Source organism: Pseudophaeobacter sp. 1A09344 (genome assembly GCF_041008745.1).
In the GTDB taxonomy this organism is placed as follows: domain Bacteria; phylum Pseudomonadota; class Alphaproteobacteria; order Rhodobacterales; family Rhodobacteraceae; genus Phycobacter; species Phycobacter gallaeciensis_A.
The window spans coordinates 25,864-39,711 of sequence record NZ_JAXGFS010000004.1 but is presented as its reverse complement, the minus strand read 5'-3'; the positions used below and the strand labels follow the sequence as shown (position 1 = coordinate 39,711).

The window sequence follows — 13,848 nt, the reverse complement described above, 5'->3', positions numbered from 1 at the left end:
TGGGTCACGGATGGGCTTGGCGTTTATGCAGTGGGTGCGGTTGGAGCTCTGGCGTTTTGGTGCGTCGGATTCTGGATCTCACGCCGCCGTCAACGCGGCAGGGATGGTCTGAAATGACTGCTGTTCCTTTGCATAATGGGCCTTTGCGGCTGTTCTGGTGGAAAGGTACGCCGAACTTCGGTGATGCCCTGTCGCGCATCGTGACGGCGCATGTCTCAGGGCGTGCGGTGCAGCACAGCCGCCCGGCGCAGGCGGATCTGTTTGCGGTGGGGTCGATCCTGCAGATCGTGCGCCGGAATTTTTCGGATAAATCCACACCGAAAGACAGCGCACCGTGGATCTGGGGGAGCGGTATTTTGCACCATATTCCCAATGGGTTCCTTGAAAATGTTCAGGTGGCCCTGCTGCGCGGTCCGGTAACTGCGGCCTTGCTGGGATTGCAGGCAAACCGGTTCGGGGATCCGGGGCTTCTGATCGCGGATGCGCTTGGCGACAAGCCGACGCGGGGCGACCGTATCGGATTGGTACCGCATCACAGCCAGATCGACGATCCGATGGTCCGGGCCGTTGCGGCCTCCGATCCTGCCTTCGATCTGATCGATCCCCGCAGGGAGCCCGAGGTGGTGTGCCAACAGATCGGCGCCTGCCGCCATGTCTTTGCGTCGTCGCTGCATGGGCTGATCACGGCGGACTCCTATGGCGTGCCCTCCACATGGGTTTGGCCCGGTGATCAGGGATATCTGAAATACCACGACTACGCTGCCTCGATCGGGCGGGCGATGATCGCGCCAGAGGCATGGGAAGATATTCCCGGCCTTGTGCGGGGCCTGCACCACGACGACGGGCCGCTGCCCCATGCCGATGGCATCGCTGCGGCTCAGGCTGCGCTTTATGACACATTTCCCGCCGCGTTGCGGAGCCAGCAGGCTCTGGCGGCGGATCCGACAAAGAAAACGAATACAGGCGCGGCCACGGCCGTGCACTCAGGATAAGAAACGAGGAAATCATGCTGGAAATCAAAAACCTGCAAGTCAAACTTGAAGAAGAGGATAAGCAGATCCTCAAAGGTGTGGACCTGACGGTCGAAGCCGGCAAGGTACACGCGATCATGGGACCGAACGGGTCGGGTAAATCGACCCTGTCCTATGTTCTGTCCGGCAAGGACGGCTATGAGGTAACGGGCGGCACGGCGACGCTGGAGGGTGAAGATCTGCTGGATCTGGAGCCGGAAGAGCGCGCGGCAGCTGGCCTGTTCCTGGCGTTCCAGTATCCGGTCGAAATCCCCGGTGTCGGCAACATGACTTTCCTGCGCACCGCAGTGAACGCGCAGCGCAAGGCGCGCGGCGAGGACGAACTCTCCGCTGCTGATTTCCTGAAAGAAGTCCGCGCCAAGGCCAAGGATCTGAAGATCGACGCCGACATGCTGAAACGTCCGGTCAACGTCGGTTTCTCCGGCGGTGAGAAGAAGCGCAACGAGATCCTGCAGATGGCGATGCTGGGCCCCAAGATGTGCATTCTCGATGAAACTGACTCCGGTCTCGATGTCGATGCGATGAAGCTGGTGGCTGATGGCGTCAACGCGCTGCGTGACGAAGGCCGTGGCTTCCTGGTGATCACCCACTACCAGCGCCTGCTGGATCACATCAAACCGGATGTGGTGCACATCATGGCCAATGGCCGCATCATTAAAACCGGCGGCCCCGAGCTGGCGCTTGAGGTGGAAAACAACGGTTATGCCGACATCCTGGCAGAGGTGGCGTAAATGGCGCTTCCCGAGGTAAAACAAACAGCTACGGATGCGCGGCTCGCCGCGCTGACGCTGCCCGAGGGCGGCTGCCTGGAACCGGCACGCCGCGCTGCGCTGTCCCGCGTGCAAACGCTTGGTCTGCCCGGTCGCCGCGATGAGTACTGGAAATACACCCGCCCTGAGACGCTGACCTCGGCTGAGGTCACGCCTGCCGCTGTCTTTGACGCGGGCGAGCCGCCGATGTTCGATGAATTCGACAGCCTGAAGGTCGTCTTTGTCGATGGTGTCTTTGATGCCGACGCTTCGGACGATCTGGCGCTCGAAGGTGTTCAGATCGACCGGATTGCTGATATCTGCGGCAAAGATATCCATTGGGCCAAAGACTTGTACGGTGTTCTTGAGGCACGCGGCCAATCCCCGGTTGCCCGTCCGCTTGCGGCGCTGAATACGGCCTTTGCCGAGGATGGTCTGGCGATCCACGTGACCGGCACCCCTTCCAAGCCGATCAACATGGTCTATCGCCACACCGAGACCGGTTCGGATGCAATCCTGCACCACGTCATTCTTGTGGACGCGGGCGCCGAAGCCACGATCCTGGAAAACGGTCCGGCGGCGGCGCGGTTCAACAAATGCATGGAGATTGACATTGCCGACACCGGCAAGCTGCATCTGGTGCGTTCGCAGGGCCGTGATCACGAACGCCGCGCGGCCACGCATCTGTTTGCGCGGCTCGGTACGGAATCGCAGTTCAAGGCCTTCACCCTGACCGTGAACGGCGTGCTGACCCGTAACGAGGCGGTGATCGAGCTTACCGGCGACGATGCCATTGCGCATATTGCGGGCGCCTGCGCCGGTGATGGCGACTTCCATCACGATGACACCGTGTTCATCACCCATGACGCGGTGAATTGCGAAAGTCGTCAGGTCTTCAAGAAGGTTCTGCGCAACGGGGCAACCGGTGTGTTCCAGGGCAAGATTCTGGTCAAGGAAGGTGCGCAGAAAACCGATGGCTACCAGATCAGCCAATCGCTGCTGCTGGATGACGACAGCCAGTTCCTCGCCAAGCCCGAGCTGGAGATCTACGCCGATGACGTGGCCTGCTCGCACGGTTCCACGTCTGGCGCGATTGACGAGGATGCGCTGTTCTATCTGCGTTCGCGTGGGGTGCCGGAAGGTGATGCGACCGACCTGTTGACGCTTGCGTTCCTGGCCGAGGCCGTCGACGAAATCGAGGACGACACGATTGCCGAGGCAATCGTCGCGCGTCTCGAAGGCTGGTTGTCGCGGCGCCGCTGATGGCTGTGACAACTGACATTGTTGCCACATACCGGGGGCCGCGCCGTGTAATTGCGCGGCTCCTGTCTATGGGCCACCGCGAAGACCGGTTGTTGGCCTTTGTGATGTTTGGCTGCGCCATGGCGTTCGTGGCGCAGATGCCCCGGCTTGCGCGTGAGGCGCATCTGACGGGGCAAGAGTTGAACATGCTGCTGGGCGGCGCACTTCTGGGACTGGTCTTCATGGCGCCACTGGCGCTTTATGCCATGTCTTTCGTGCTGCATCTTCTGGCGCGTATGCTGGGCGGGCAGGGTGAGGCTTATCGCTCTCGTCTGGTCCTGTTCTGGACGCTTCTGGCCTCCAGCCCGCTTTTGCTGCTTAACGGATTGGTTGCCGGGTTCATCGGACCTGGTCCGGCGCTCAACAGTGTTGGATTGCTCTGGCTGGCGGTTGTGCTGTGGTTCTGGCTGTCCGGCATGATCGAAGCCTATTGGACCCGCACATGACCCCGTTCTTGAACCTTGCACTGCTGACCCTGCGTAGCCCGGCCAAAGCGGCCGAGATCGTTCTTGCCCAGCAGTGGCGGGGCGAGGCGGTCTGGACCGGTCTCTTGCTTGTGGCCGTGCTGAATGCGCTGACCCATGCGCTGATGCTGTGGCTGTTTCCGGTGGCGCAGGAACTGGCGTTTCTCAATATGTCGCCGACCGCGCTGGTGGGGCTTTCTGCCGGGCTTCTCGTGGTCTTTTCCGTGGCGGTGACCTTTTGTGGTCGACTGATCGGTGGGCAGGGTGGCTTTGCCCAAGTTCTTCCGGTGATGATCTGGCTGCAACTGGTCCGTGTTGGCATTCAGGCCGTGGTGATCGTGGTGACGCTGCTCTCCGCCGGTATCGGCGCGTTGCTGAGCCTGCTGGTTAACGTGTTTTTGATTTACGTGCTCCTGCATTTCGTGAATGAGGCGCATAGGTTCAATTCCCTGTGGCGCGCCTTTGGCGTGCTGGTGATGGCGAGCCTTCTGGCCCTCTTTACTCTGACATTCGTTTTGGGTCTTCTTGGCCCAGCCAAACTGGGACTGCCCGCTTATGTATGACGTCAACACGATCCGATCCGATTTCCCGATCCTGTCCCGGCAGGTGAACGGCAAGCCGTTGACCTATCTGGACAACGGCGCCTCGGCGCAGAAGCCGCAGGTGGTGATCGATGCGATCACACGGGCGTATTCGGAAGAATATGCGAATGTTCACAGGGGCTTGCACTTCCTGTCTAACCTCGCGACCGAAAAGTATGAATCCGTGCGCGGGGTCATTGCCCGGTTCCTGAACGCAGGTGATGAGAACACGATCGTGCTGAATTCCGGCACCACCGAAGGGATCAATCTGGTGGCATACAGCTGGGCGATGCCGCGGTTTGAACCGGGGGATGAGATCGTTCTGTCGGTGATGGAGCATCACGCCAATATCGTGCCTTGGCATTTCCTGCGCGAACGGCAAGGCGCCGTTCTAAAATGGGTGGATACCGCGCCGGACGGTAGCCTTGATCCGCAGGCTGTGATTGATGCCATCGGTCCGAAAACCAAACTGGTTGCCATCACTCAATGTTCCAACGTGCTGGGCACCGTGGTGGATGTTAAGGCGGTGACCGAAGGCGCCCACGCCAAGGGTGTTCCGGTTCTGGTCGATGGCTCACAAGGCGCCGTGCACATGCCAGTCGATGTGCAGGATATCGGCTGCGATTTCTATGCCATCACCGGGCACAAGCTTTATGGCCCCTCGGGGTCTGGAGCGATCTATATCCGCCCCGAACGGATGGCGGAAATGCGTCCCTTCATCGGCGGGGGCGACATGATCCGCGAAGTCACGCGCGATACGGTCACCTACAACGATCCGCCGATGAAGTTCGAAGCCGGCACGCCCGGTATCGTGCAGACCATCGGGTTGGGTGTTGCGCTGGAATACATGATGGGTATCGGCATGGAGAACATCGCCGCCCATGAACGCGATCTGTGCAATTACGCCTCCGAACGCCTGAACGGCCTCAACTGGATCAGTGTTCAGGGGCAAGCACCGGGCAAAGCGGCGATCTTCAGCTTAACGATGAACAATGCTGCGCATCCCCATGATATTTCGACCATTCTCGACAAGAAAGGCGTGGCTGTCCGGGCTGGGCAACACTGCGCAGCGCCGCTGATGGATCACCTTGGTGTGGCGGCGACCTGCCGTGCGTCCTTTGGAATGTATAACACAAGGGGTGAGGTCGACACGCTGGTCGATGCGCTGGAACTGGCGCACGAGTTGTTCTCATAAAACATCGCGTTCCCGGCCCCGGGTGATCGGTACCGGGAACCGAGCCGACTTATGCCGTCGCGCCGCCCAGCAGATCCATGCGGGGCATCAGATCCAGCAAATGACGTGAATACTCATGCGCGGGGGCTTCGAACAGAGTTTCTGCCTCCGCGATTTCGCAGATCTGGCCGTTCCGCATCACTGCAATCCTGTCGCACATCTGACGAATGACCGGCAGGTCGTGACTGATGAAGATCATCGTCAGCCCCAGTTCCTCTTGTAAGTCTTTGAGAAGGTTCAGGATTGTTGCCTGCACCGAGACATCCAGCGCCGATGTCGGCTCATCGCAGATCAGGATCCGCGGGCGCGACGCCAGCGCCCGCGCGATTGATATACGCTGCCGCTGACCGCCGGAAAACTCATGCGGATAGCGCAGCCCGGCGGCGGCGCCCAGCCCGACATGATCCAGAAGATCGCCTACCACCCGGCGGGTTTCCTTGTCGCTGTCGGTCATCCGGTGATAACGGATTGGCTCGGCCACGATATCGAACACCCGCATCCGCGCATTGAGCGAGGAATAGGGGTCCTGGAATATCATTTGCAGCGCCCGGCGGGCCTGCTGCGCCGGGGCGCTGTTTGGGCGCGAGCTGACATCTTGGCCCAGCACCCGGATGGCACCGGAATCCGGGCGATAAAGCCCCGCGATCAGCCGCGCAATGGTGGACTTGCCTGAGCCGGATTCCCCAACGATGCCAAAGGTTTCCCCTTCGGCGACCGAGAATGTCGCCTCATTCACCGCCCGCAGCATGCGCCGGTTCCGTTTAAACAGCGATTTCTGCAGCACGAAGGAGAGGTCGAGTTTTTCGACCTCGACCGCAGCTTGTCCCTGACGGTCACTGCGCGCTTGTCCCAGCCAGTGGTTCTGCACGTCGATCCGGCTAAAGGGTTTGGTGTCGCCCTCAATATAATCGACCGAGGTGAACCGCTCCAGCTTTCGATCCGCGCGCGGAACGGCGGCGATCAAGGATCGGGTGTATTCGTGATTGGGGGCGCCAAGGATCTGCGCGACATCACCGGTCTCCACCACTTCGCCGCGGTACATCACTACGACCCGATCGGCGATATTGGCAATGACACCAATGTCATGGGTTACGATGATGACGCCCAGATTGCGCTCCCGGCAAAGCCGTTTCAGCAGATCAAGGATCTGAGCCTGGATCGAGACATCAAGCGCGGTTGTCGGCTCATCCGCGATGATCAGATCGGGATCGCCGGCAAGGGCAAGGGCAATGACCACCCGCTGACGCATGCCGCCCGAAAACTGGTGCGGATAGGCGCGCAGCCGTGCCTTGGCCTCGGTGATGCCGACTTGTTCCAGCAGTTCCACCGCACGGGCTTCGGCCTTGGCATCCTTCAATCCCGTGGTTTTTTCAATCGTTTCAACCAGCTGCGCGCCGATGGTCATTAGGGGATTGAGCGAGGTTTGCGGATCCTGGAAGATCATCCCGATCCGGTCGCCCCGGATCCGGCGCATCTCGTCCTCGTCGCGCCCACGCAGCTCTTCGCCCTGAAACAGGATCGAGCCGCCCGCAACGCGCCCCGGCGCCTCCAAGAGATCAATGATCGCGTTGCCAATGGTGGATTTACCGGCGCCGGATTCCCCGACCAGACCGACAACTTCCCCCGGCTTCACGGTCAGGGACACATTGCGCGCTGCCTTGACCGTGCCGCGACGGGTGGGGAACTCGACATCGAGCCCTTCGATTTTCAAAAGTTCAGTCATCTCAGTTTCGGATTGAGGGCATCACGCATCCAGTCGCCAAGCAGGTTCACTGCAAAAACCAGAACGACCAGTGCGATTGCGGGAAAGAAGGTGATCCACCACAGACCAGAGAAGAGGTATTCGTTGCCAACCCGGATCAGGGTGCCAAGAGACGGCGTGGTGGGCGGGATGCCCTGACCAAGGAAGGACAGGGTCGCCTCGGAGATGATGGCAAGGGCAAGACCGATGGTCGCGATCACCAGAACCGGGCGCAGGGTGTTAGGAAAGATGTGGCGGATCATGATCAGCCAACGGGGCAGGCCGATGATACGGGCCGCCTGAACGTATTCCTTGTTCGCCTCGACCAATGTGGCGCCGCGGGCGACGCGGGCGAATTGCGGCCAGTCGGTCAGGCCAATGGCGATAATCACCACGTAGATGGCGAATTCGTCGCGCAGCTCCAGTGGCAGTACGGCACGGCCGATGCCGTTTATCAGGATCGCCAGCAGAATGCCGGGAATGGTCAGCTGCACATCGGCGATGCGCATGATCACTGCATCGGTGACGCCGCCAACGTAGCCGGAAATCACCCCCAGCGTGACGCCCAACACCATGCCAAGGCAAACGGCAGCCAGCCCCACGATGATCGACAGGCGCCCACCGTAAAGGATCGTCGACAGCATGTCGCGGCCTTGGTTGTCGGTGCCCAGCAGGTATTGCGGTTGCCCGCCTTCGGCCCAGGCGGGGGGTAGCTTGCCATCCCAGAGCGAGATTTGCGCCGGATCAAAGGGATCAAATGGCGCGAGAACAGGGGCAAAAACGCAGGCCAGGATCATCAGAACCGTGATCACGGCGGCAATCACCGCCCCCGGTGAATGGAAAAAGGACCAGACGATGTCATTGTCCTTGAAACGCTCCCAGCGGGTGGCCGGGCGATCGGTTGGAAGGCTCATCAGGACCCCAGACGGATACGTGGATCGACGACGAAATAAAGAATGTCGACGATCAGATTAATCAGGACGAACAGCAGCGCCACGAAGACAAGGTAAGCGGCCATGATCGGCACATCGACGAAATCGACAGCCTGGATGAACATCAAGCCAGTGCCGGGCCATTGAAACACGGTTTCGGTGATCACCGAAAAGGCGATCAGCCCGCCGATATTTAGGCCGATGATGGTGATCACCGGAACCAGCGTGTTGCGCAGCGCGTGACGAAAGTTCACCGCCCGTTCAGACAGGCCACGGGCGCGGGCGAACTTGATGAAATCGGTGCGCATGACCTCCATCATCTCAGCCCGCACCAGACGCAGGATCAACGTCAGCTGGAACAGCGACAGGGTAATCGCGGGCAGGACGATGGCGCGCCAGCCATCGCTGGTCAGCAGTGATGTCTTCCACCAGCCAAGGTCCACTGTACCGCTACGCCCCGAGGACGGCAGCCAGCGCAGATGCACGGCAAAGACATAGATCAGCGCGATGCCAATAATGAAGGTTGGCAGGCTGACCCCGATCAGCGATGTCGAAAGGATGACCCGGCTGATCCAGGATTTGCGCCGGATACCGGTATAGACACCCAGTGTAATTCCAACCGCCAAGGCTATGATCGCACTGACAAAAACCAGCTCTAGCGTCGCGGGTAACCGCTCCAGGATCAACTCATCCACGGGGCGCTTGATCCGGTAGCTGAGCCCGAAATCGCCGCTGAGGATATTCCCCATGAAGCGGGTGTATTGCGTCAGGATGGGGTCATCGAGCCCCAGTTGCTGACGGATTTCGATCCGCTGTTCGCGCGTGGCATCCTGTCCGACCATATTGTTGACCGGATCGCCGACGAAGTTGAACAGGGAAAAACTGATGGCCGAGACGACAGCCATGACAAGCAAGGACTGCGCCAGCCGTTTGAGGATAAAGAATGTCATTGAGCCCCCGGAGCATAGGGGCGGACGCCAGGCCCGCCCCGTGACTCAATTTACTTCATGACCGCGAAACGGGGACGGAAGGCATCATCCGCCGCGATCGCGATATCGACCTTGTCCGAGATGCCCCATGCCAGAACCTGGTGGTGGATCGGCACATAGGGAATGTCGGCCTTCACCAGATCCCAGGCCTCATCAATCAGCGCGGTGCGCTTGTCGATGTCGATCTCGGTGGTGATTGCGTCGGTGATCTCGTTCACGCGGGCGTTGTCATAGCCGGTCGCGTTCCAGGACCCTTCGCCATCCAGCAGGTAGGAGAAGACATAGTGGCTGTCGAGCGTCGGAACGCCCCAGCCCAGCATGTAGAAATCCGATTCCCGTTTTTGGATCTTGGGGAAGTGCTGCGCCTTCGGAATCGCGTCGAGGTTCACCTTCACGCCAATCTTGGCCAGCATCGCCACGGCCGCCTGACAGATCTTCTCGTCGTTGTTGTAGCGGTTGTTCGGGCAGTCCAGCTGGATCGAGAAGCCTTCGGGATAGCCAGCCTCGGTTAGCAGGGATTTCGCTTTTTCCGGATCAAAGCCGTAGGAAGCGTCGTTGTCCGGCGTATTGCCCAGAACACCCGGCGGGGTGATCATACCGGTCGGGAAGGACAGGCCTTCCATGACGACGCGCTGGATCGCGGCCTTATCGATGGCAAGGTTAAAGGCTTCGCGTACCCGCTTGTCCTTGAACGGGTTGCCATCCACGTCCGAGCTGCGCAGTTTTTCGATACCCTGATCCATGCCGAAGAAGATCGAGCGGATCTGTGCAACGGTTTTGACGCCCAGACCATCGGCGGATTCGATGCGTTTGAGATCCTGCAAAGGCGGATCCAATACGAAATCGACCTCTCCCGACAACAGTGCGGCAACGCGGGTCGCGGCATTGGAGATCGGGCGATACTCGATCTTGTCGATATTGCCGGGGAACATATCGTTGCCCCACCAGGCGGCGTTGCGCTCCAGCACCGTCAGCTCATCCGGGGCGCGGCTGACCAGTGAAAACGGGCCGGTGCCGTTGGCGTTGCGCACCGCGTAGGTTTCTTCCTTGGCCTTGAAATCCTGCGGGGCGGTGACGTTGTTCGCCTCGGACCAGCCCTTGTCCATCATGTAGATCGAGGTCAGCTGGTTCGGCAGGATCGGGTTCGGGCCATCGGTCATCAGTTTGACGGTGTAATCGTCAATGACCTCGACCGAGGTCACGTTTTTGGCCTGTTCTTTGTAGTCGGAGGCTTCGTGATTGGCGCGTTCAAAGGAGAAGACCACGTCTTCGGCGGTGAAATCGGCACCATCGTGGAATTTGACGCCCTGACGCAGTTTGAAGGTCCAGCCGTCGGACCCGGCTTCCCAGCTTTCGGCCAGCTCGGGCTGCAGGGTAAGGTCTGCATCGCGGGTCACGAGCGATTCATAGATCTGCCCATTCATCGCGATCGTGGGGCCTTCGTTTTGCGAATGGGGGTCCATGGTCAGGGCATCGCCCTGGCTTGTCCAACGCAGAACATTTTCAGCCAGCACGGGGCTCGCCGCCGTCATCGCCAGAAGCGAGACGGTAAATAGTTTTGTGAATTTCATTTTGATCTCCCTGTTGCATTAACGAACTCCCGACCTGTCCCGGCGGTGAGCTCAAACTGTGATCCGATGCTGTATTCTCCTTGCGAAATGGATATCGGATCATGTTGGCGACTAATGCTTCACCGATCAAGCCTGTTGCGTGCATTGGGCCTCCTGCGGTCAGCTTGAGGGAGCGGAGCCTAAATGTTGAGCAGTACATTGTAGAATAAAAACAGCGCCATGCTGTTCATTCTTAAGCTGGTGCCCGGCGGTGTTGAGGAGCAGCGCGCGCGTGTGGTTGACGCTCAGAAACGGGCAGATGGCCCCAGCGGCAGGGGGCGCAGAAAACACTGCTCGCCTTCTTCTGGGGTGGAGGAAAGGGAGCGACGGCCCGGGGATTCGACCGGTGGTCCGTATGACAGCTGACGGCGCCAGTCTCTCCGCTTCAATCCGGGGGGGCTGTCGCACCGGCAATTCTTCAGGTCGGGATTACATAGAAAAAGGGCCTGACACCGGAAAGGCGTCAGGCCCGCATTTTGTCTTAAGAGACGAGTTTAGAATTCGTAGTTCAGGCCAACTTGCAGTCTGTGGCTCTCATAGTCGCTGCCGATCGAGCCGTTGTAACCACCGTAGAAAACAGATCCGCTTGATCCGCTGGACGCCAGTTGCGTTTCAAAGCCCAGCTTGACGTCGATCCAGTCGTCATCCAGCCCCTGGACCGGCAGAGTGGCGCCCGGCAGGCCGATAAACCCGCTGCGCACGGCAAAGTCGCTGCCCGACGCAAAGGTGTATTCCAATCCACCGGTGAGCGTGGTGAGGCCCTGGGAGCCTGCAAGATCGTATTCACCGCGGAAACCGACCGACCCGAGGACGATGTCGCTGGACAGGCCATCGACGTTCAGGTTCCAGGCGCCCGCGCCGGTTTCGTTGAACGCGTCAACGGACATGTCATAGTACTCTACGGAGGCCAGCGGACCCCAACGCAGGGCGCCAGCATCCTGCATGTACTCGGCCTGCAAGGCGCCAAAGACCTGGCTTCCGTCGGTGCTGCCGGTGGCGGTCTGCCCCAGCACGTTGCGGGTCGAGTCGTAGGAGTTGTCCTGATAACCGACCAGCGCCTTGATCATGCCGCCATTGCCGAACCCGAAGCGACCATAGGCGGTCAGCGAAACGCTGCTGGCATCTACGCCACCGAGGCCGTTCTGCGCATCTGCGCTGCCGTCGGCCACGCCCAGGACAGCACCCCAGGTGGTGTTTGCGTTCAGCTGTTTCTCAAGGCCGATCGACAGCGATGCGATATCCACATCATAGCCAACCGAGGTTGCCGTGGGATCGTAAGTGGCCTGGCTGCCGTTCAGAGAGAACAACCCGGTCCAGCCCTCTCCCATCTGCCAGGTGTCAAAGCTGCTGTTGCGGGTGACGCTGCCCTCGGCGCCGGTCGCACTTTGCGACGGAATGGCAAAAATGGCATCAACCTGCCCGCGGGACACTTCAAAGCCAAGGTTGGCGAACGCGGGCGCAAAGCTGTAGCCGGTGCTGGCCAGTGCCAGGCTGCGCTCTGCGGCTGTCATGGCCAATAGATCGGCGATCGCTGCCTGGTAGGTCGCCGCGTTGCCCAGGTCCAGGTAGGGTATATTGGCGGCCCCATCCAGATACCCGGCAAGCTTGAACTCGTAAGCCGAGGTAGCATTGGCAACGATCGGCGCAAATTGGGGGGCAATGCGCAGGGTGAATTCACCATCATCGATGCTACCCACCGTCACCGTGAAATTCAGGTTCGCATTGCGCAGGTCTTCGACGGCATCCACCGCAAACAGGCCATTGGCCTCTGCCGCGGCGACGATGTCTGCAGGCACCAGACCACCGTCAACATAGCCGAGGTCAGCCACGCTGACGCCCAGTGCTGTCGCCAGTTCAGTCAGGCGCGCGTCGATGTTGGCAGCGGTGTCCAGCGTGCCATACGTCCAGCCGCCGTTGGAGAGATCGTTCCATGCCACCAGAGCCGACTCGTCGGTCGGATCATTGTTATCGTCCCAGAACAGCCCGTCCGGCGTCATCGTGTCGTCGATGAAGGAGTCGCCGAAATTGGCCAGATATTCTGTGTTGCTTAGGGCGCCGAAGGTCAGTGCGTCAACGCTAGTGGTCGAGGCTAGGGATGCCCGACTGCTTGAGAAAAAGCCGATTTCGCCTTCTTGCCCGCCGGCCCCGAACAGCCCGTCTGGCAGCCGTGCGCCAATACCGATATCCGTCGCGTTGAGATTGAACAGAACAGCGTCCGACGGGGCAAGGGTGCCCATCGCATTGCCATTGGCATCCAAGAGTTGAAGAGAGAAGCCGGTCATCCGGGCGCCGGTGAAGTTGGAGGTCTTACCGAAAGTGAAGTAATCGACGGTCGGGTACGTTGCGCTGGCAACGGTCCGGATGCGCATGTCGAAAGGCGAAGGACCGGTCAGCTGCGTTTTGACACGTTTGCCCGAACCGCCTGCGGAGTCGCAATAGACGCCGTCCTGGCTGGCCATCAGACAGTTGGTCACATCTCCCCGAGAGGTCAAGTTGGAGAAGTCCGTGATGATTTGTTCGAATGGATCCACGTAGGTGAACCCGCCAGATCCATCCGGCACCCGCGTGCGGGTAAAGGTCACCGCCTTCACCCCGGGAGGGTCGATACCCTCATCCGGATCCGCGAAGATCAGGCCGTCGCCGCTGGTTGCGATGAGAGGATCATCAGGCAGTAAATCGGCGGACGCCGCACCTGCAGTCAGTATCAGCAACGCCGCAGGAGCAACCGTCCCCAGCTTCCAGAAATTATTGATGGATCTCATTTTGAGCATGCCCCGTCGATTCTCATTTTTGAAGTATGCAAACTTCAGTGTAACAACTGGCACGGACAATGAATTCGAATATTGATATGTGTCAACCGGGCAGCCAGTACGACCGCGCGAACGTTGCTACATCACAACAATGGTGATGCCCCCAAATGGTTATGCTCTGGCCCGGGGTGCTGTGGCACTACTTCGCCACTGAAGTGTTGTAGAACAGCCAATAGCCTGTCCAGGGGCGCGGATACCGTCAGCGTATGACAGTTTTTGGAAATGGAAACTTATTGCCAAGGGTCATCATCAATCCCTGACTATTTCGTGTTACAGTCGCAAATTAGGGAATTAATGGCGGAGAGACAGGGATTCGAACCCTGGGTTCCCGTGAAGGAACAACGGTTTTCGAGACCGCCCCGTTCGACCACTCCGGCACCTCTCCGCGGGGGGTGAGCGGCGGTT

The 13,848-nt window shown here is 59.8% G+C and carries 11 protein-coding genes and 1 tRNA gene; 6 read left to right on the top strand and 6 right to left on the bottom strand.

The window, feature by feature from the left end; all coding sequences use genetic code 11:
- The first annotated feature begins 113 nt into the window (after positions 1–113).
- Genes SM765_RS08140 through SM765_RS08115 form a run of 6 tightly spaced genes read left to right on the top strand, consistent with a single transcriptional unit; the run spans position 114 to position 5,322 of the window.
- Positions 114–992: a polysaccharide pyruvyl transferase family protein gene (locus tag SM765_RS08140; protein ID WP_274837091.1), complete on the top strand. Its 879-nt coding sequence runs from the start codon at positions 114–116 to the stop codon at positions 990–992.
- Positions 993–1,006: 14 nt separating this feature from the next.
- A complete protein-coding gene (sufC, locus tag SM765_RS08135; protein WP_065270321.1) occupies positions 1,007–1,762 on the top strand; it encodes a Fe-S cluster assembly ATPase SufC in 756 nt (251 codons plus the stop codon).
- Positions 1,763–3,043, top strand: coding sequence for a SufB/SufD family protein (locus SM765_RS08130; RefSeq protein WP_368981483.1), 1,281 nt, complete (start codon positions 1,763–1,765; stop codon positions 3,041–3,043).
- Positions 3,043–3,528 (top strand): YIP1 family protein, encoded by a 486-nt coding sequence (locus SM765_RS08125; RefSeq protein WP_274834174.1) that lies wholly within the window; start codon positions 3,043–3,045, stop codon positions 3,526–3,528. The genes SM765_RS08130 and SM765_RS08125 overlap by 1 nt, the downstream gene beginning before the upstream one ends.
- Positions 3,525–4,109, top strand: coding sequence for a YIP1 family protein (locus SM765_RS08120; protein WP_274834173.1), 585 nt, complete (start codon positions 3,525–3,527; stop codon positions 4,107–4,109). The genes SM765_RS08125 and SM765_RS08120 overlap by 4 nt, the downstream gene beginning before the upstream one ends.
- Positions 4,102–5,322 carry a cysteine desulfurase gene (locus SM765_RS08115; protein WP_274837087.1) on the top strand — a complete coding sequence of 407 codons (1,221 nt, stop codon included), beginning with the start codon at positions 4,102–4,104 and terminating at the stop codon, positions 5,320–5,322. The genes SM765_RS08120 and SM765_RS08115 overlap by 8 nt, the downstream gene beginning before the upstream one ends.
- A 49-nt stretch (positions 5,323–5,371) precedes the next feature.
- Here the strand turns inward: SM765_RS08115 and SM765_RS08110 are convergent, their stop codons facing one another.
- The 6 genes from SM765_RS08110 to SM765_RS08085 all read right to left on the bottom strand — a co-directional run bounded on the left by SM765_RS08110 (position 5,372) and on the right by SM765_RS08085 (position 13,828).
- Positions 5,372–7,084, bottom strand: coding sequence for a dipeptide ABC transporter ATP-binding protein (locus tag SM765_RS08110; RefSeq protein ID WP_274837086.1), 1,713 nt, complete (start codon positions 7,082–7,084; stop codon positions 5,372–5,374).
- On the bottom strand, positions 7,081–8,016 hold the full coding sequence (locus SM765_RS08105) for an ABC transporter permease (RefSeq protein WP_065270315.1): 936 nt from the start codon (positions 8,014–8,016) through the stop codon (positions 7,081–7,083). Before SM765_RS08105 ends, SM765_RS08110 begins: the two co-directional genes overlap by 4 nt.
- Positions 8,016–8,984, bottom strand: a complete 969-nt coding sequence (locus SM765_RS08100; protein WP_274837085.1) for an ABC transporter permease — start codon at positions 8,982–8,984, stop codon at positions 8,016–8,018. Before SM765_RS08100 ends, SM765_RS08105 begins: the two co-directional genes overlap by 1 nt.
- 50 nt (positions 8,985–9,034) lie before the next feature.
- Positions 9,035–10,594 carry an ABC transporter substrate-binding protein gene (locus SM765_RS08095; RefSeq protein WP_274837084.1) on the bottom strand — a complete coding sequence of 520 codons (1,560 nt, stop codon included), beginning with the start codon at positions 10,592–10,594 and terminating at the stop codon, positions 9,035–9,037.
- Between the two features lie 533 nt (positions 10,595–11,127).
- A complete protein-coding gene (locus SM765_RS08090) occupies positions 11,128–13,404 on the bottom strand; it encodes a choice-of-anchor F family protein (RefSeq protein WP_274837083.1) in 2,277 nt (758 codons plus the stop codon).
- Positions 13,405–13,738: 334 nt separating this feature from the next.
- A tRNA-Ser gene (locus SM765_RS08085) sits at positions 13,739–13,828 on the bottom strand.
- Positions 13,829–13,848: the final 20 nt, after the last annotated feature.

Coding starts and splice junctions, on each gene's coding strand:
- SM765_RS08115 (WP_274837087.1), top strand. CDS start 4,102: ATGTATGACGTCAACACGATCCGATCCGATTTCCCGATCCTGTCCCGG.
- SM765_RS08105 (WP_065270315.1), bottom strand. CDS start 8,016: ATGAGCCTTCCAACCGATCGCCCGGCCACCCGCTGGGAGCGTTTCAAG.
- SM765_RS08100 (WP_274837085.1), bottom strand. CDS start 8,984: ATGACATTCTTTATCCTCAAACGGCTGGCGCAGTCCTTGCTTGTCATG.
- SM765_RS08120 (WP_274834173.1), top strand. CDS start 3,525: ATGACCCCGTTCTTGAACCTTGCACTGCTGACCCTGCGTAGCCCGGCC.
- SM765_RS08090 (WP_274837083.1), bottom strand. CDS start 13,404: ATGCTCAAAATGAGATCCATCAATAATTTCTGGAAGCTGGGGACGGTT.
- sufC (WP_065270321.1), top strand. CDS start 1,007: ATGCTGGAAATCAAAAACCTGCAAGTCAAACTTGAAGAAGAGGATAAG.
- SM765_RS08140 (WP_274837091.1), top strand. CDS start 114: ATGACTGCTGTTCCTTTGCATAATGGGCCTTTGCGGCTGTTCTGGTGG.
- SM765_RS08125 (WP_274834174.1), top strand. CDS start 3,043: ATGGCTGTGACAACTGACATTGTTGCCACATACCGGGGGCCGCGCCGT.
- SM765_RS08110 (WP_274837086.1), bottom strand. CDS start 7,084: ATGACTGAACTTTTGAAAATCGAAGGGCTCGATGTCGAGTTCCCCACC.
- SM765_RS08095 (WP_274837084.1), bottom strand. CDS start 10,594: ATGAAATTCACAAAACTATTTACCGTCTCGCTTCTGGCGATGACGGCG.
- SM765_RS08130 (WP_368981483.1), top strand. CDS start 1,763: ATGGCGCTTCCCGAGGTAAAACAAACAGCTACGGATGCGCGGCTCGCC.